Genomic DNA, 16,738 nt, shown 5'->3' with positions numbered 1-16,738 from the left:
AACTTTCTTGCTCAGTGTTACATAAATGCAATGAATTTGCAGATCTTCGCTATCCCATATATGAGTCGGAGCGTGATTTCTAAATATTCAATACACTGAAGCAGTAGATTGCATATAGCCATGAAATTAATCAAATTAATCACCCCTTTATTAGTAGGCTCTTTCCTGGCTTTACTTTCCATTCCCGCAAGCGCAAGCCTAGCCAACGACCTCAACGATGGACAGCATGTTTTACTCATACGCCATGCTGATGCACCAGGGTATGGTGATCCTGCTGGCTACCAGTTAGATAAATGCTCTACCCAGAGAAATCTTGGGGATAGGGGTAGAAAGCAAGCAGTAGCGATTGGTCAATGGCTAACTAATCAAGAAATCACTTCAGCAAAAGTTTTCAGCAGCGCATGGTGTCGCTGTCTAGATACAGCAAGATTAATTAATAAAGGGTTGGTGACGATTACTCCTACGCTTGGCTCTTTCTTTGATGACATGAGTCTCGAAAAGCAACAAACACAAGACTTAGAAAGGCTTATCCAAGCGCAACTTAAAGAAAATTCTAAGATACCCCTTATTTTAGTAACGCACCATGTCAACATCCAAGCCTATACAGGTAAAGTAGTTAATGTTGGCGACATGGTTTTAGTTAAAGTGGATAAGAATGGCAGATACTTATCCCATCAGATCTACCCGAGTCCAAGTTACTAAAAGTAATAGGGCACACGACTAATTTAAGTCTTAGAGGCTTCTCACATATGAAATATTTTTTGAGTATTCTACTTTCGGTTACAGCATTAATCACAATTAATAGCTATGCCGCCACGATTTACTACGTTTGCCAAGTTATCAGCGATGCCAACATAAAAAATAGCGGCGAATTAGACTTACTTCGAAATAGCTCCAGGGTTGGAGCGCAATTTTCAGTAGATAAAAAACTGGTGAAGTTTCTGGGGACATATTTGATGCCCTCACAACTCCAGAGGTCATTGCCTATGGAAGTGGTCAGAATTCTTTTAAAGTGCTCTGGACTCAAAAAGCTTCTGGAAAAGATGAGGTCTTTGTTGATTACCTCAATATTGATGAATTCGTAAAAGGGAAGAAAAAGCCTTTTGGTTTCTTTAGTGGTAGCTTACTCATTACTGGAATTTGCGAATAAGGCTCTAAATACCTGATTATCAAAAATACAAAACCCCCACCATTGCTGATGAGGGTTTGCTTTTCTGGTGGGCCCACCAAGACCTGAACCTAGGACCAAAGGATTATGAGAGCAGATATCCAAAGTAGGCTTTTATAAACAGGGGGTCTGCGGGTGGTCAGTGTCTGTGTGTAAGCAAATTCGTGGGTTTAAAAGAAGTGGTCTCTCGGTCTTTGGTTTAGAAAACCTAATAATTTTGGAGCAACCATCTAACACTTCGTTGCTCCAAATAGTTTTTGCTTGAAATTAGTAGGCGTTACTTTAAGTAACACTAGTTTAATAACCCCTTTTCCTGAATAAACTCAATAATTCCCGTTAGTCCATCACCAGACTTCACGCTACCCATAATAAAGGGTCTATCACCGCGCATCTTTTTAGCATCTGATTCCATAATAGGTAAAGATGCTCCTACATAAGGGGCAAGATCAGTCTTATTAATGACCAATAGATCTGAGCGTGTAATTCCTGGACCGCCCTTACGAGGAATCTTCTCACCTCCAGCAACATCGATCACATAAATCGTTAGATCAGAAAGTTCGGGGCTAAAGGTTGCAGCTAAGTTATCCCCACCCGATTCAATGAAAATAATATCTACATCAGGAAACTGTTTTTGCATCCGATCAACTGCCTCCAAATTAATGGAAGCGTCTTCACGAATAGCGGTATGGGGACAACCCCCTGTCTCTACACCCATAATTCTCTCGGGATCTAGAGCGCCAGCAACAGTAAGAAGGCGTTGATCTTCTTTGGTGTATATATCATTAGTGATGACCACTAAGTCATACTGGTCGCGCATTGCTTTGCAAAGCATCTCAAGCAAAGTTGTCTTGCCTGATCCGACAGGACCACCAATGCCAACTCGTAACGGGGGATTCTTTTTAGTTCTCATCATTTGATTTTATTTACGAACGAAATAATCGAGAGTACTGAGTCTCATGTCTTGAAGATAGGATAGCCAACATTGGTGAAAAATTATCAATCATCAATAAACCAGATTTAGCTCGATCTTGGGCTTCTTTAATCATTTCAGGAACAAGCAAGCGGATTTTTGTCAGCGCCTGCTGCCCTGCCACTTGACCCAGCGGTATAGCTTTGAGCGAGGCTGCCACTTGATTTTCAATCCAGGAGAATGCATAAGCTGCAAGTCCATTCTTTGACTGTATTTTTAGATGAAAACAGGCGTAGCTATGAGCGGTCAACAATGACAAAGGTTTGATTTCAGACAATTGGGTGAGACTTTCGCTACCCCAACCCAGAGACTGAGCAATTTGCAATAAGGACCACCCCATCTGCTCAGCTTCCGATCTAAGTTCTGAGGTTTCGCGACTTGCTAAGAAATAGTCGTTCAGACTTTGGACTGAATCAATATCCTCTTTTATCCAAGCCTCGTAACTGAGAAGCCAAAGTGGGGCTTCAGATCTAGCAAGCACACCTAGAAATACATCCTTTATCCATGCCTCTGCAGTTGGAGCATCCTTTACCAAACCTGAATCAATAGCAGCCTCTAAACCTTGAGAATAGCTATATCCACCAATGGGTAAGGCGGGCGAAGCTAACTGCATTAATGCAGTGATTTCGTTTAGATCAATGCTCATGAGGATGATCGTGATCGCCATGATGATGGTGAGAGCAGCCAGGTCCGTGAATATGTGGCTTCTCATGCTCGGCATATAGCTTCTGCGCTAGTGCATAGTCACTATCAAATGTCTCTGCATGACTATGGCGATGCCCACCTCCATACGCACCTGTTTCAGGCTCAAAGGGGGCAGATTCATGTTTGGCCTCTAGGCCCAATTGATGAATCATCCCTTCAAGTACTGAGTCGGGTTCAATTCTTAAAAAATCTTGGCCCACTTGGACGGGGATATGTCGATTTCCTAAGTGGTAAGCAGCTCTCATCAACTGATGAACATCGCTAGAATTAATTGTTACCACTTCTTGATCTGCTGCAGAAATACGAATCATCGAACCATCATCCGCAATCAAAATATCATCGCTTACCAATACATTTCCTCTTGGCAAGAAAAAGTGCGCCTCGCGACCATCAGAAAGTTTTTCTGAAAAGCGACTTTTATTACGCACCTCAAATGGCAACTTTAGTTCGAGCGCTCTAGCCAAGACAGCCTTGGCCAAGCCTTGTCCTTTGGGGATAATCTTTTCAATTCGAATAGGTTCTGACATTGCCTTCCCTAGAACAAGAAATAACGTTGGGCCATTGGCAATACCTTGGCAGGCTCACAGGTCAACAATTCACCATTAGCGATCACTTGATAGGTCTCTGGATCAACAGTGATATTGGGTTGCCAATCATTATGAATCATGTCTGCTTTAGTAATAGACCGACAATTCTTTACCACTTCAACTTGTTTCTCCAAACCATAAGTATCGCGAATATTGGCCTTCATTGCCGATTGCGAAATAAAGGTTAATGAACTGTGGCGAATTCCTTGTCCAATACCTGCAAACATATTGCGGTAATGAACGGGTTGAGGTGTTGGAATAGATGCATTTGGATCACCCATCGCCGCAGCTGCAATAGAGCCGCCCTTCAATATCAATGAAGGCTTTACTCCAAAGAAAGCCGGCTTCCAAAATACTAAATCTGCATACTTACCTACCTCAACAGAGCCCACAACATGCGAGATCCCATGGGTAATCGCAGGATTGATAGTGTACTTAGAGATATAACGCTTTACGCGAAAATTATCGTTTCGATTGGTATCGCCAGGCAATAAACCACGCTGTACTTTCATCTTATCAGCAGTTTGCCAAGTCCGAATAATGACCTCGCCAACGCGTCCCATTGCCTGAGAATCAGATGAGAGCATTGAAAACGCGCCAAGATCATGCAAGATATCTTCTGCGGCAATCGTTTCACGACGAATACGAGACTCTGCAAACGCGATATCCTCAGCAATAGAAGCATCAAGATGGTGACATACCATCAACATGTCCAAATGCTCATCCAGAGTATTCACAGTAAACGGTCGCGTAGGATTGGTTGAGGATGGCAATACATTTGACTCACCGCAGGCACGAATAATATCTGGTGCGTGACCGCCACCAGCACCTTCAGTGTGGTAGGTGTGAATTGTTCGGCCTTTGAATGCAGCCAAGGTAGTCTCTACAAACCCAGATTCATTCAAAGTATCGGTATGAATGGCGACCTGAGTATCTGTCTCATCCGCCACGCCCAAACAACAATCAATCGCTGCAGGAGTAGTTCCCCAGTCTTCGTGCAATTTCAAACCGATCGCACCTGCATCCACTTGCTCTCGCAAGCCAGCTGGCAAACTAGCATTGCCTTTACCCAATAATCCGATATTCATAGGGTAGGCATCAATCGACTGCAACATTCTTTGGATATGCCAAGGCCCAGGAGTACAAGTAGTCGCAAAAGTTCCAGTTGCAGGACCCGTACCGCCACCAATCATCGTGGTCACACCAGACATCAAAGCTTCTTCAATTTGCTGCGGGCAAATAAAGTGGATATGGGTATCTATTCCACCTGCAGTGACAATCATTCCTTCGCCAGCAATAATCTCTGTTCCAGGGCCAATGACAGAAGTAATACCAGGTTGAATATCAGGATTGCCTGCTTTACCAATATTGGAAATACGACCATTTTTAATAGAGATATCAGCCTTGACAATTCCCCAGTGATCAATGATTACTGCATTAGTGATGACAGTATCAGCACAATCTTTTGACTCTCGCTGACTCTGCCCCATGCCATCACGAATGACTTTGCCACCGCCAAACTTCACCTCTTCACCATAGATCGTAAAGTCTTCTTCGACCTCAATGATGAGACCAGTATCTGCCAGCCGCAAGCGATCACCCACGGTAGGACCAAACATCTCAGCATAGGCTTGACGACCAATCTTAGCCATTACACGCCTCCCATCACACGACCAGCAAAGCCATAAATTTTCTTATCGCCAGCTATTTGAACTAGTTCGACGGTGCGCATTTGTCCAGGCTCAAAACGAACAGCAGTACCTGCAACGATATTTAATCGCATCCCCTTCGTCTTATCGCGATCAAATAATAGGGCATCGTTTACTTCAAAGAAGTGAAAATGAGAACCGATTTGAATAGGACGATCTCCGCTGTTAGAGACTTTAATTGAAAGTGTTTTTCGACCAACATTCAATTCAATATCTCCGGGCTCTACAAACATCTGCCCTGGAATAAAGCGTTGGCTATTTGCGCTTGAAGGTGAACTCATGTCGAAGCCCCACCAAGCACTGCAAATGAAAGCTGACTGATTAATAACCAACCGTATATAACGCTAGCAAAACCAGTGATTTTTGCAACGATTGCCGTCTTTTCATTTAAAAACTTGACCAATAGAGCACCTGATAAATGCAAGATCCCTGTTGCCAAAATCAAACCTGCCAAATCTTGAAGTAACAAGGAAGTCCCAAAGGATCCGTTTGAAAATAATTCAGTATGAGCAAAACCATGAAATATTCCAAAAGAGCCAATCAAAGATAGGATTGCCTTGCTGGAATATTGTTGTTGTACAAGCAACAATAAGCCCATTGCAATCACAGAAGCAGCAATTCCGAACTCAAAGATATTAAGAGGCAAATTACTTAGCCCCGAAAATACACCAAGACACATGCCTAGTATAAAAACACAAGGCCCAAGCCAGATTTTTTTTAGCATAAAAGCGCTCCAAAATCCTACGAGCACAATAACTAAAAAGTGATCAAAGCCACTAAATGGATGCATCAAACCCGCTAGAAAACTAACTGAAGTTTCATGCCCTTGATGTGCATAAACTAAATTTGATGATAGAACCCCGATCAATCCACCAAGAGCTAATAATATTTTTTTCATATGAATATTCATTTTTATCACTCCTAAATAATCGGGTTATGAACTGTTACTAATTTTGTTCCATCGGGGAATGTTGCCTCAATCTGAATATCGGGGATCATTTCCGGAATGCCTTCCATTACATCATCGCGACTTAGTATCGTTTGACCTTCGTGCATCAGTTGTGCAACCGTCCTGCCATCACGAGCGCCCTCCATAATCGCAGCACTAATTAAAGCAATTGATTCTGGATAGTTCAACTTCAGACCTCTAGCCTTTCTGCGCTCTGCTAGAAGTGCTGCTGTGAAGATTAGTAGCTTATCTTTTTCGCGTGGAGTTAATTCCATATCTCACCTTTAACAATTCTAAGAAGCCCAAAGCCGCAATGGTTGAGCTGGTACATCATGAATTATTGGCCTTAATTTAGCCCATACATCAATCATAAAATTTCTTGCTATCTCAATATCGTTTGAGACTGCCCTCACCAATAGCACTCCTTGTGGCATCAACGTCACACCAGCCCGCAATGCATCAGTCCAAGGCATCATCTCAGCAAATATTTCAACCAAATTCGCTGAACAACTTGGCCCTACAGCCCATAAAGTTACACATACAGGCCAAGATCCTAGTTGGGGCAAAGATCTGGAGTATTGATCTTCTGCATCAATATGCCCGTTCTCGATCCAAATCAACTTCCCATCGCGCCTTATTTCATTGAGCATATGAATATGGCCGCTAGACCATGCTTCACCAGATGCATAGCGCCCCAACATCAGAGCATCCCAACCAATAAATGAGGCATTTGTTGAAAGACTCAGCTTGGTAATCACATTCGAGTTTGCGCCTTTGAAAAAAAGATTCTCTTGAGGCAGCCAATCTAACTTTGCATTCTCACCCAGCTCAAATTGAACATTTTGGGTCGCAGGATTTTTAAATGATTTATACCATTTAGTGGCACTTGGGGTCGATAGGACTACATGACTACCTTTGCCAACTGCAATCTGGATATCTAAGGTATCGCCGCCTGCGATGCCTGCTGGCGGGTGAATGATGACAGTGTGGCAAATATCGTCACCTTCAGGATATAAAGCTTTTTGAACCCGCAGTGGCCCCTCATGCAAACTTTTCTTAAGCACAGTGCCAATTGCGGTTCGCTCATAAGACAGACTCAGTTTAGCTAGCCAACTAGGACTTAGAGACCTAAATAGCTGTTTTACTGCGTTGTCTGGAGCCAAAAACATATGGGTAAGCCATCTAAGTGTAATGAGTATCCACTTTAAACCGAAATCATCTCCTGCACACCATTGAGACCCATGTCGGCACCCTTTCCTTGGGCAACCACTTCACCACGGCGCATCACAATATAGTTATCTGAGAGCTCTTTCGCAAAGTCGTAATATTGTTCAACGAGAAGAACCGTAATGCCCATTTCATCAACTAGCTTGCGAAGGCATCGGCCAATGTCCTGAATAATCGATGGCTGAATACCCTCGGTAGGTTCATCCAAAATAATCAACTCTGGCTGAGACATCAGTGCACGCCCAATCGCTAATTGCTGTTGTTGGCCGCCTGATAAATCGCCACCCCGACGCGCCTTCATATCCGACAGAATTGGAAATAGCTCATAAATATATCCGGGAATATTTTTTGGGCTTGGGAATTTTGCCGCCCCAATGAGCAGGTTTTCTTCTACCGTAAGTCTTGGAAAAATTTCTCGGCCCTGTGGAACATAGGCAAAACCACCATCCACCCGAGACCAAGTGGGTAGATTGACTAATTCATTTCCATCCCAAGTAATCGAGCCAGTCTTTACTTTAACCACACCCATAAGAGATTTGAGTAAAGTGGTTTTACCAACACCATTGCGGCCAAGGAGGCTAGTCAACTGCCCCTTAGGAACTTCAAAATTCATATTACGCAAAATATGGCTACCGCCATAGTATTGATTTAGGTCTTTGACGATCAACATAATTAACGTCCTAAATACGATTCAATAACACGTTCATCGCGCTTTACTTCATCTAGTGTGCCTTCAGCCAATACCGAACCCTCAGCCAACACGGTGACTTTGCCCTTATCGCCCGCCAATGCAGCAACAAACTCCATGTCATGCTCAACCACGACCATAGAACATTGGCCACGCAAAGAATTGAGCAGTTCAGCCAGGCGCATGGTTTCTTCGTCTGTCATGCCTGCAACAGGCTCATCGAGCAATAGGAGTTTTGGTTGTTGCATTAATAACATGCCAATCTCTAGGCGTTGCTTTTGACCATGAGAGAGAAGGCCGGCCTCACGATAAGCCTCTGATTCGAGTTGAGTCAGCGCTAGCACCGCCTCCATGAGTTGGCGACCTTCTGAATCCACCTTGGCGACTAGTGAATGATGCCATGACTTATCTCCCGCCATAGCTAGCTCAAGATTTTCCCAAACAGGATGTTGTTCAAACACGGTAGGCTTTTGAAACTTACGTCCAATACCAATCTGAGCAATCTGCGGTTCGTTCATTGTCATGAGATCAATAGTCGAGCCTAAATAGACAGAGCCATCAATATCGGCAATGTTAGAGCGAGTTTTACCAGTAATGACATCCATTAATGTTGTTTTGCCAGCGCCATTAGGCCCAATAACGCAGCGCAGCTCACCAACGTCAATCGTCAATGACAATTTATTAATTGCCTGAAAGCCGTCAAAATTTACCGATAGATCTTCCACATACAAAATTCCCGTATGTGATGTATCAATACCCTTTTCAAGAAAGTGAGCGCTCATTCCGAGCCGCCTTTCTTATGAAAGAACTGGTGATATATCCCTAATAAGCCGTTAGGCAAGAACAAAGTAACCAGAACAAACATGAGGCCCAAGAAAAATAACCAATATTCTGCAAAGTTTGCGGTAAAAAAGCTTTTAGCGCCGCTGACTGCAAAGGCTCCAATGATTGGTCCGAGCAAAGTTCCCCGGCCACCAACTGCAACCCAAATAGCCATTTCAATAGAGTTGGTTGGAGACATCTCGCCTGGGTTGATGATGCCAACCTGAGGTACAAATAAAGCTCCCGCAATAGCGCACAAGATAGCCGATACCACCCAAACAAAAAGCTTAAATCCTAATGGGTTGTAACCGCAAAACATTAGACGGGACTCCGCATCGCGAACTGCAGTAATAACTCTACCCATCTTAGAAGTGATTAGGGCTCGACAAAGAATAAGGCTACCTAACAAAACCAGGAAAGTAATAATAAAGAGTGTGACACGTGTGCTCGAGGCACTAATTGAGTATCCCAAAATTCTCTTGAAGTCAGTGAAGCCATTATTTCCACCAAAGCCCGTTTCATTTCTGAAGAACAGCAACATCGCGGCGTACGTTAAGGCTTGGGTAATGATCGAAAAGTAAACCCCTTTAATCCTGGATCGGAAAGCAAAGTATCCGAATATCCAAGAAATAACGCCAGGCACCAAAACTAACATCATGAGCATCCACCAAAAATGCTCGCTACCCTTCCAGAACCAAGGCAAATCTTTCCAGTCTAAAAAAACCATGAAGTCGGGTAATTCACTTTTGTAAACGCCGTCAGTACCGATCTGACGCATGAGATACATCCCCATGATGTATCCACCGATAGCGAAGAATAAGCCATGCCCAAGACTTAAGATTCCGCAGTAGCCCCAAACTAAGTCGAGCGCTAATGCCGCTATCGCAAAGCACATGATCTTGCCAATTAAAGTAAGCGCATAAGCTGACATATAAAACATACTGGTATCTGGAACCAACAATGAGAAGATTGGTACACCAATCAATACGCACAACGTAAGCGCAGCTAATGCAATATAGGATCGTTTGCTCAGAATGGATTCACGCTCTGGCACGAAAAGACTAAAGCTGGATGAAGGGGCAAGTTTTCTAATATCCATACTAATCAACGCTCCTGCCTTTTAATGCGAAGAGGCCTTGAGGACGTCTCTGGATGAAGATGATGATGAAAACTAAGATAGCAATCTTGGCCAATACAGCGCCGATAAAGGGTTCTAGTAGCTTGCTCGTGATGCCAAGTCCGAATGCGCCATAGATTGTGCCGGCAAGTTGACCTACACCACCAAGCACTACCACCATGAATGAGTCGACGATATAGCTTTGACCTAGATCAGGTCCAACGTTACCGATTTGTGAAAGTGCAACCCCACCTAGTCCAGCAATACCTGCCCCAAAGGCAAAAGCATACATATCTACGCGAACTGTTTTAACGCCAACACAGGCCGCCATTGTCCGATTTTGAGTGACCGCTCTAACGAAAAGCCCAAGCCGAGTTTTGTTAAGCACTAGCCAGGTAACAGCGACCACTGCAATCGCAAATCCAAAAATAATGATGCGGTTATATGGCACCACTAAATTTGGCAGTACCTGCAAAGCACCTGACATCCATGTCGGGTTAGCAACTTCTACGTTTTGAGCACCAAAAATAGTTCTAGTCATTTGGATCATTAGCAAACTAACGCCAAATGTTGCCAACAAAGTTTCTAGTGGGCGACCATATAAAAACTTAATGACCGTTCTTTCGATTAAGATGCCGACCAAAGCGGCCACAACAAAGGCTACAGGTAATGCAAATAGTAAATACCAATCCAGGTAGCCTGGGGCATATTGCCTAAAGAAGCCCTGAACAACAAAGGTTGCATAAGCACCCACCATCAAGAACTCACCATGGGCCATATTAATGACGCCAATCAAACCATAAGTAATCGCTAGGCCCAATGCACACAGCAAAAGGATGCTGCCATAACTAAGGCCGGCAATGACATTACCTAAAATCTCGCCACTAAACTCAGATTTCTTAATTTTGGCCAGAGCCTTCTCGGCAGCCTCCTGAACTGGACCACCCTCTTTAGCTAGCGGAGCCAATAAAGCCGCGACTTGAGGGTCGCCACTATCACCCAATAAGGCAATAGCTTTCAATTTTGACTCTTGATTATCTGATTGCAACGCCAATAGCGCCCAAAGCTTTTCTACTTTTGGCCTTAGCACTGGATCGTTTTCAGTTGAAAGTAATTTTTCAACCACTGGAAAAGCATCGGGCTCAGGATCCTTAATCAAAGCATCGACAGCTTTGGTGCGAATCTGTGGATCTGCTGAAGCTAGCTGCAAACCTAATAAGGCATTATCAACTTTACCGCGCAATTGATTGTTGAGCACAACCTCTTGCATCTCATCAGACTTCACTGATATGTTTTGTGCGGTTAACGGATCTATATATTGATCGCCCTTTTGAATTACAACACCTTGAGGTGACAAAAAGAGGCTTTCTGCACTGAGAGCTTGAAGAATTTCCAAGGCCTCGGGACTACCCTCTTTAGATAAATTTTGGACTACCTTAACCTTGGCATCAAAATTATCGCTAAACAGAATCTTTAAATCTGGAGTATTAATTTTTGCAAAAGTAATCCCGCTTGCCAATGAACAAACGACAAAAAGGATTAGTTTTGAAAAGACCGGGAATTTCATAAGGTTTGTGAAAACCCTCCCTCAATCGAGGGAGGGCATTGCTATTGAAGACTACTGTACTGAATCAGGCTTGCCTGCATTACCTTCGATGTACTGACTCCATGGTTTAGCTGGAATAGCTGTTGGCGTTTTATAGATCACATTGAACTGGCCATCTGCTTTGATTTCACCAATCATGACTGGCTTAGACAAATGGTGATTCGCACCCATCACCTCAAGATAACCACTTGGAGTATTGAGTTTTTGACCAATCATCGCTTTACGAACAGCATCAACATCCGTTGTACCCGCTTTTTCAACAGCAGCTTTCCACATCAAGATACCGGTACGGCTTGCTTCCATTGGATCATCTGTCAAAGGCTTGCTAGCACCAGGTAGCTTCTTCTCTACAGAATAAGCGGCCCATTGTTTTTTCCACTCGTCATTGACTGGGTTCTTAACTGACATGAAGTAGTTCCATGCAGCCAATTGACCAACCAATGGTTTGGTATCAACACCACGCAACTCTTCTTCACCAACAGAGAATGCCACTACTGGAACATCTTTAGCTTTCAAACCTGCGTTGCCCAACTCTTTGTAGAAAGGAACATTTGAATCGCCGTTAATAGTAGAGACAACTGCTGTCTTACCACCTTGAGAGAACTTCTTGATGTTGGCCACAATGGTTTGATAGTCAGAATGGCCAAATGGTGTGTATGTTTCTTGAATATCATCATCTTTAACACCTTTGGATTTCAAGAATGCACGCAAGATTTTATTGGTTGTGCGAGGGTAAACATAGTCGGTACCCAAGAGAACCCAGCGCTTAGCGCCGCCGCCCTCTTTACTCATCAAGTACTCCACCGCTGGAATAGCCTGTTGATTGGGGGCCGCACCGGTGTAGAACACGTTGCGGGACATTTCTTCGCCTTCATACTGCACTGGATAGAACAGCAAGCCATTTAATTCTTCAAATACTGGCAATACGGACTTACGTGATACAGAAGTCCAGCAACCAAATACAACCGCTACCTTGTCTTTTGTTAGCAATTGGCGGGCTTTCTCGGCAAATAATGGCCAATTAGAAGCTGGATCAACAACTACTGGCTCTAATTTACGACCTAAAACACCACCACTTTTGTTGATCTGATCAATCACCATCAAATCCATATCTTTCAGTGATGTTTCAGAAATAGCCATTGTTCCAGATAGGGAGTGCAAGATGCCCACCTTGATTGGCTCCTTACTTTGAGCCATTGCTAAATGACTTAAGCCTGTAAAACTTAATGCCGCTGCTAAAGTTGACAACTTCAATATTGATCTACGTTTCATGTCTCACCTCTTGAGTAAATTAATCATGTGGGCAGGATTACCTAACGCCTGCAATTATTAAAGAATGGTTCAAGTTGGTACAAATTTAACAAATCCCCAAATGAGAGCACATGCACCAGAAAAAGGCATAAAAATTAGGCAACTCGCACGATATGAGAACATTTGCTGCAGTTGCAAATGAAAAAGTCAGAATACTGCAGTCTAAAAGTAGTTCATTGCCCCAATGGCAGATCTCTATGTTTATTGGGGTTGCAGTGGAAGATGTGTGGAGATTGCTTACACACTGAGTGGAGCAAAAAGAAAAACAGCTTAGGATTTTCTCCCTAAACCATTGATTTCATTGGTGATCTACTGGGACCAGGACCTGGGGCCAAAGGATTTTTTGGAGCAACCGTTTAACACTTCATTACTCCAAATAGTTTTTTTAAGTTAACGAGTACTACGTTAAGTAACACTCGTTGTAGTGATGGAGCGGGTGAAGGGAGTCGAACCCTCGTCTCTAGCTTGGGAAGCTAGGGTAATAGCCGTTATACGACACCCGCAATAGAGACGAGATTAATACGCTTATTTGAGGAGCAATTGATTCATGCGCTTTACAAAACTGGCTGGATGATTTAACTGACCACCCTCTGCCAATAAGGCCTGGTCAAATAAGAGATTAGTCCAATCATCAAAATGCTTATCATCACTTTTGAGTTTGGAAAGTAAAGGGTGCTCAGGATTAATCTCTAATATAGGCTTCATATCAGGAGCATTTTGACCGGCAGCCTTGAGCATACGTAGCAAGTTTCCAGACAGTTCATTTTCATCAGCAATCAAACAGGCTGGAGAATCCGTTAAGCGAAAGGTCACTCGCACATCTTTAGCCTTATCTTCCAAGACTTTTTTCATGCGCTCAACCAAGTCCTTGAACCGCTTCTCAGTTTCCTCATGCTCCTTCTTTTCTTTTTCATCACTTAGACTTCCTAAATCTAAACCACCCTTAGCAACTGAAGCCAATTGCTTACCATCAAACTCCGTGATGAAAGACAGCATCCACTCATCAACACGGTCCGATAACAAGAGTACTTCAACGCCTTTCTTACGGAAAATCTCTAAATGCGGACTGTTTTTAGCTGCGTTGAAAGTTTCACCCGTGACATAGTAAATCTTGTCTTGGCCTTCTTTCATACGCGAGACATACTCAGCCAAAGATACTGTCTGCTCAGCAGAATCGGTATGGGTGCTAGCAAAACGAAGAAGCTTGAGAATCCGCTCTTGATTAGCATGATCTTCTCCAACACCTTCTTTGAGGACTTGACCAAATTGCGTCCAGAAGGTGCGATATTTCTCTTTCTTAGCCTCATCTTCATTATTGGCAAGCTCTTCAAGCATGCTCAGCACTCGCTTGGTAGAACTTTCGCGAATGACTTTAATATCACGCGACTCTTGCAAGATTTCACGGGAGACGTTTAGGGGCAAATCGACTGAATCAATTACGCCAGTAACAAAGCGTAAATACATCGGCATGAGCTTTTCAGCATCATCCATAATGAAAATGCGTTTGACATACAGCTTGATGCCACCACGCTTATTGCGATCCCACAAATCAAAAGGGGCTTTACTCGGCACAAAGAGTAACTGGGTAAATTCACTTCTACCCTCTACTCGATTTAATGAATAGCACAGCGGGTTTTCATAATCATGCGATAGGTGCTTATAAAACTCGTTGTACTGCTCTTCTGTAATTTCTGACTTATTGCGAGCCCATAGCGCGGAAGACTGGTTAATACTTTCTAACTCATCCTTAATAACCTGCTCTTTTTTATCGGCATCCCACTCTTCTTTACGCATCTGAATTGGTAAAGAAATATGGTCAGAGTACTTACGAATAATCGATTTAAGCTGATAGCTACTGAGGAAATCATCCTCTCCCTCACGTAAATGCAAGGTTATAGAGGTTCCACGCTGCGAACGATCAATCGATTCAATCGTAAATTCACCAGAACCATCTGATTCCCAACGCACGCCATCAGAAGCAGGTAAGCCTGCACGACGAGTGTCAACCGTAATGCGGTCAGCCACAATAAAGCCAGAGTAAAAGCCTACGCCGAACTGGCCAATGAGGGCTGCATCTTTTTGCTGATCTCCAGATAGCTTGGTAAAGAACTCTTTAGTACCAGAACGGGCAATCGTACCCAGGTTATTGATCACCTCTTCTCGGCTCATACCAATTCCATTATCTGAAATAGTTACCGTTCTAGCAGCTTTATCAAATTCGACTTTGATCTTCAGTTCTGGGTCATCACCATACCAATCAGGGTGGGCAATACCTTCAAAACGCAATTTATCAGCAGCATCAGAAGCGTTTGAGATGAGCTCACGTAGGAAAATCTCCTTATTGGAATATAAGGAGTGAATCATCAGCTGCAAAAGCTGCTTTACTTCCGCCTGAAAGCCTAAAGTTTCTTTAGTAGCAACAGTCATTTCAATTTCCTATAGAAAAGATCAACTCCCTTTATTTGGGGATAATTTTGGGTATTTCAAGACCTGTAAACTATCTTCCTAGAGGCTACTCGACCAGGGAAGACCCCTCATCATGAGGGTCTTCCGCAAGAATCTCCTTGCGACTCCTTTTTTGAAGATATTCCAAAATCAAGCGCTTGAGCTTAGGCCTAGTAATGGGCTCCTGCTTATTTTCTTAGAGCTCTAAATGGTCAGTTTCGAGCATTTTGCTTTCTCCACGTAATCAGTTAGCCATTAAATTACCTAAAAGTGACAAAAGAAAAATATCCCTAATTTCAATGGGGAATTTTTGGTTCTTTGACTTATACATATGGGCAAAAAAAATGAAATTCAAGCCCCTTGAAATTCAAAAAACCAACCCTTAAATAGAGCTTAACTAGATGCCTTAGGGGTCTAGGAAATTGTGAACTTGCTTAAATTTAAGGAGAAAACGATGTCTTATCCATTCGGTAAAAATGTATTACTAAGCTCTGTAGGTTTTGATCGCCTCATTGATGCGATGGAGGAAATGAGCTCCGGAGAGAGTCTCAATAAAGCCCAAAGCTATCCCCCATATAACATCATCAAAAAGAATGAACGCGACTACGCTATTGAAATCGCAGTGGCAGGCTTCAAAAATGATGAGATTGATATCACGGCTGAAGGTAACAAGCTAACCGTTGTAGGTAAGGTTAAGGCAGATCAGACTGGCGAATACCTCCATAAGGGCATTGCCAATCGAGACTTTAGTCATGATTTCACCTTGGCAGAGACTGTGATTGTGCGCTCTGCCGATGTCGAGAATGGCTTACTGATCATCAAGCTAGAGAATGTCATTCCTAAGGAGAAGTTACCCCGCAAGATTTTGATTGGTGGAAACTCTAAGCTAGTGATTGAGGAAGTCAAGGAAGCGGCTTAATAATAATTAACTAGCTCAGAGCCATCTGGGCTAGTTAACTGCACAAACATCAGCTTTAAGTGGATACTCGTTAATCACTGGATCATCGCTAAGAAGCGCCCTGCGAAGGGTATTGAGGCAGAATTTACTCCGTTGGTAGCAAATGATTACCTTTCACGCAAGCTTGAAACTAGCAACATTGAGATAACCAAAGCTAATACTTTATTGCGGAAAGATAATTTAATGTCTTTTCATCGCGACACTCTTTTAAGAAATCACAATCTCGCCCATCTCCATTCTTTCCCACCATATAAATGGGAGCAAATATAAAGGCTCATTGCTTCCTTGCAAGATTTCTAAAGCACCATCACTAGTTTTATTTGCTTGGTACTGACCTGGAGATAAAGGGACACAACCTTTATCAGTTCCATCATTTCTACGCGCTCTGGCTAAGATTTTTCTAGTTACATAGATATTCATAACCAACTCCTCTCTTTTAAATTGGCTTATCTGAAATCTAGGCCGATTAAAAGCAA

The 16,738-nt window shown here is 43.1% G+C and carries 18 protein-coding genes and 1 tRNA gene; 3 read left to right on the top strand and 16 right to left on the bottom strand.

From position 1 onward, the window contains the following. Positions 1–120 precede the first annotated feature (120 nt). Both A8O14_RS08800 and A8O14_RS11780 read left to right on the top strand, forming a co-directional pair. Positions 121–702, top strand: a complete 582-nt coding sequence (locus A8O14_RS08800; protein ID WP_068949173.1) for a histidine phosphatase family protein — start codon at positions 121–123, stop codon at positions 700–702. Between the two features lie 310 nt (positions 703–1,012). After that, positions 1,013–1,150 (top strand): hypothetical protein, encoded by a 138-nt coding sequence (locus tag A8O14_RS11780; RefSeq protein ID WP_161484827.1) that lies wholly within the window; start codon positions 1,013–1,015, stop codon positions 1,148–1,150. A gap of 310 nt (positions 1,151–1,460) precedes the next feature. Here A8O14_RS11780 and ureG read toward each other — a convergent pair whose 3' ends face one another. The 15 genes from ureG to htpG all read right to left on the bottom strand — a co-directional run bounded on the left by ureG (position 1,461) and on the right by htpG (position 15,286). Further along, positions 1,461–2,081, bottom strand: coding sequence for an urease accessory protein UreG (ureG, locus tag A8O14_RS08795; protein WP_068949172.1), 621 nt, complete (start codon positions 2,079–2,081; stop codon positions 1,461–1,463). A gap of 10 nt (positions 2,082–2,091) precedes the next feature. After that, positions 2,092–2,784, bottom strand: coding sequence for an urease accessory protein UreF (locus A8O14_RS08790; RefSeq protein WP_068949171.1), 693 nt, complete (start codon positions 2,782–2,784; stop codon positions 2,092–2,094). Then, positions 2,774–3,370, bottom strand: a complete 597-nt coding sequence (gene ureE / locus A8O14_RS08785; RefSeq protein ID WP_068949170.1) for an urease accessory protein UreE — start codon at positions 3,368–3,370, stop codon at positions 2,774–2,776. Before ureE ends, A8O14_RS08790 begins: the two co-directional genes overlap by 11 nt. 8 nt (positions 3,371–3,378) lie before the next feature. Beyond that, a complete protein-coding gene (gene ureC, locus A8O14_RS08780) occupies positions 3,379–5,082 on the bottom strand; it encodes an urease subunit alpha (RefSeq protein WP_068949169.1) in 1,704 nt (567 codons plus the stop codon). After that, on the bottom strand, positions 5,082–5,420 hold the full coding sequence (locus tag A8O14_RS08775) for an urease subunit beta (RefSeq protein ID WP_068949168.1): 339 nt from the start codon (positions 5,418–5,420) through the stop codon (positions 5,082–5,084). Before A8O14_RS08775 ends, ureC begins: the two co-directional genes overlap by 1 nt. Next, positions 5,417–6,049 (bottom strand): HupE/UreJ family protein, encoded by a 633-nt coding sequence (locus A8O14_RS08770; protein WP_068949167.1) that lies wholly within the window; start codon positions 6,047–6,049, stop codon positions 5,417–5,419. The genes A8O14_RS08775 and A8O14_RS08770 overlap by 4 nt, the downstream gene beginning before the upstream one ends. A gap of 11 nt (positions 6,050–6,060) precedes the next feature. Further along, on the bottom strand, positions 6,061–6,363 hold the full coding sequence (locus tag A8O14_RS08765) for an urease subunit gamma (RefSeq protein ID WP_068949166.1): 303 nt from the start codon (positions 6,361–6,363) through the stop codon (positions 6,061–6,063). 18 nt (positions 6,364–6,381) lie between these two features. Further along, positions 6,382–7,257, bottom strand: a complete 876-nt coding sequence (locus A8O14_RS08760) for an urease accessory protein UreD (protein WP_068949165.1) — start codon at positions 7,255–7,257, stop codon at positions 6,382–6,384. Between the two features lie 35 nt (positions 7,258–7,292). Further along, positions 7,293–7,985, bottom strand: coding sequence for an urea ABC transporter ATP-binding subunit UrtE (gene urtE / locus A8O14_RS08755; RefSeq protein WP_068949164.1), 693 nt, complete (start codon positions 7,983–7,985; stop codon positions 7,293–7,295). A 2-nt stretch (positions 7,986–7,987) separates the two neighbouring features. Further along, positions 7,988–8,785, bottom strand: a complete 798-nt coding sequence (gene urtD, locus A8O14_RS08750; RefSeq protein ID WP_068949163.1) for an urea ABC transporter ATP-binding protein UrtD — start codon at positions 8,783–8,785, stop codon at positions 7,988–7,990. After that, positions 8,782–9,924 carry an urea ABC transporter permease subunit UrtC gene (gene urtC, locus A8O14_RS08745; RefSeq protein WP_068949162.1) on the bottom strand — a complete coding sequence of 381 codons (1,143 nt, stop codon included), beginning with the start codon at positions 9,922–9,924 and terminating at the stop codon, positions 8,782–8,784. Before urtC ends, urtD begins: the two co-directional genes overlap by 4 nt. Position 9,925: 1 nt before the next feature. Next, the gene (gene urtB, locus A8O14_RS08740) at positions 9,926–11,509 is read right to left on the bottom strand and encodes an urea ABC transporter permease subunit UrtB (RefSeq protein ID WP_068949161.1); all 1,584 of its coding nucleotides are present in this window, start codon (positions 11,507–11,509) and stop codon (positions 9,926–9,928) included. A 51-nt stretch (positions 11,510–11,560) separates the two neighbouring features. Further along, the gene (gene urtA, locus A8O14_RS08735) at positions 11,561–12,820 is read right to left on the bottom strand and encodes an urea ABC transporter substrate-binding protein (protein WP_068949160.1); all 1,260 of its coding nucleotides are present in this window, start codon (positions 12,818–12,820) and stop codon (positions 11,561–11,563) included. A gap of 467 nt (positions 12,821–13,287) precedes the next feature. Beyond that, a tRNA-Gly gene (locus A8O14_RS08730) sits at positions 13,288–13,362 on the bottom strand. Between the two features lie 22 nt (positions 13,363–13,384). Continuing rightward, positions 13,385–15,286 (bottom strand): molecular chaperone HtpG, encoded by a 1,902-nt coding sequence (gene htpG / locus A8O14_RS08725; RefSeq protein ID WP_068949159.1) that lies wholly within the window; start codon positions 15,284–15,286, stop codon positions 13,385–13,387. Positions 15,287–15,758: 472 nt separating this feature from the next. On the opposite strand from htpG, the gene A8O14_RS08720 reads away from it, so the two are divergent. Beyond that, complete coding sequence (locus A8O14_RS08720) at positions 15,759–16,223, top strand: Hsp20 family protein (protein ID WP_068949158.1); 465 nt, start codon at positions 15,759–15,761, stop codon at positions 16,221–16,223. A 246-nt stretch (positions 16,224–16,469) separates the two neighbouring features. Here the strand turns inward: A8O14_RS08720 and A8O14_RS08715 are convergent, their stop codons facing one another. Then, entirely contained in the window at positions 16,470–16,682 is a 213-nt protein-coding gene (locus tag A8O14_RS08715; protein WP_068949157.1) for a hypothetical protein, read from the bottom strand. Positions 16,683–16,738 lie beyond the last annotated feature (56 nt).

Source organism: Polynucleobacter wuianus (assembly GCF_001659725.1).
Lineage (GTDB): Bacteria > Pseudomonadota > Gammaproteobacteria > Burkholderiales > Burkholderiaceae > Polynucleobacter > Polynucleobacter wuianus.
This window is presented reverse-complemented; position numbering and strand designations above follow the sequence as displayed.

Bases quoted from the DNA above. Each gene is read 5' to 3' on its own strand.
- A8O14_RS08715 (WP_068949157.1), bottom strand. From the start codon at position 16,682: ATGAATATCTATGTAACTAGAAAAATCTTAGCCAGAGCGCGTAGAAAT.
- urtC (WP_068949162.1), bottom strand. From the start codon at position 9,924: ATGGATATTAGAAAACTTGCCCCTTCATCCAGCTTTAGTCTTTTCGTG.
- ureC (WP_068949169.1), bottom strand. From the start codon at position 5,082: ATGGCTAAGATTGGTCGTCAAGCCTATGCTGAGATGTTTGGTCCTACC.
- urtB (WP_068949161.1), bottom strand. From the start codon at position 11,509: ATGAAATTCCCGGTCTTTTCAAAACTAATCCTTTTTGTCGTTTGTTCA.
- urtA (WP_068949160.1), bottom strand. From the start codon at position 12,820: ATGAAACGTAGATCAATATTGAAGTTGTCAACTTTAGCAGCGGCATTA.
- A8O14_RS08775 (WP_068949168.1), bottom strand. From the start codon at position 5,420: ATGAGTTCACCTTCAAGCGCAAATAGCCAACGCTTTATTCCAGGGCAG.
- A8O14_RS08720 (WP_068949158.1), top strand. From the start codon at position 15,759: ATGTCTTATCCATTCGGTAAAAATGTATTACTAAGCTCTGTAGGTTTT.
- A8O14_RS08790 (WP_068949171.1), bottom strand. From the start codon at position 2,784: ATGAGCATTGATCTAAACGAAATCACTGCATTAATGCAGTTAGCTTCG.
- A8O14_RS08765 (WP_068949166.1), bottom strand. From the start codon at position 6,363: ATGGAATTAACTCCACGCGAAAAAGATAAGCTACTAATCTTCACAGCA.
- ureG (WP_068949172.1), bottom strand. From the start codon at position 2,081: ATGATGAGAACTAAAAAGAATCCCCCGTTACGAGTTGGCATTGGTGGT.
- ureE (WP_068949170.1), bottom strand. From the start codon at position 3,370: ATGTCAGAACCTATTCGAATTGAAAAGATTATCCCCAAAGGACAAGGC.
- urtE (WP_068949164.1), bottom strand. From the start codon at position 7,985: ATGTTGATCGTCAAAGACCTAAATCAATACTATGGCGGTAGCCATATT.
- htpG (WP_068949159.1), bottom strand. From the start codon at position 15,286: ATGACTGTTGCTACTAAAGAAACTTTAGGCTTTCAGGCGGAAGTAAAG.
- A8O14_RS08800 (WP_068949173.1), top strand. From the start codon at position 121: ATGAAATTAATCAAATTAATCACCCCTTTATTAGTAGGCTCTTTCCTG.
- A8O14_RS08770 (WP_068949167.1), bottom strand. From the start codon at position 6,049: ATGAATATTCATATGAAAAAAATATTATTAGCTCTTGGTGGATTGATC.
- urtD (WP_068949163.1), bottom strand. From the start codon at position 8,785: ATGAGCGCTCACTTTCTTGAAAAGGGTATTGATACATCACATACGGGA.
- A8O14_RS08760 (WP_068949165.1), bottom strand. From the start codon at position 7,257: ATGTTTTTGGCTCCAGACAACGCAGTAAAACAGCTATTTAGGTCTCTA.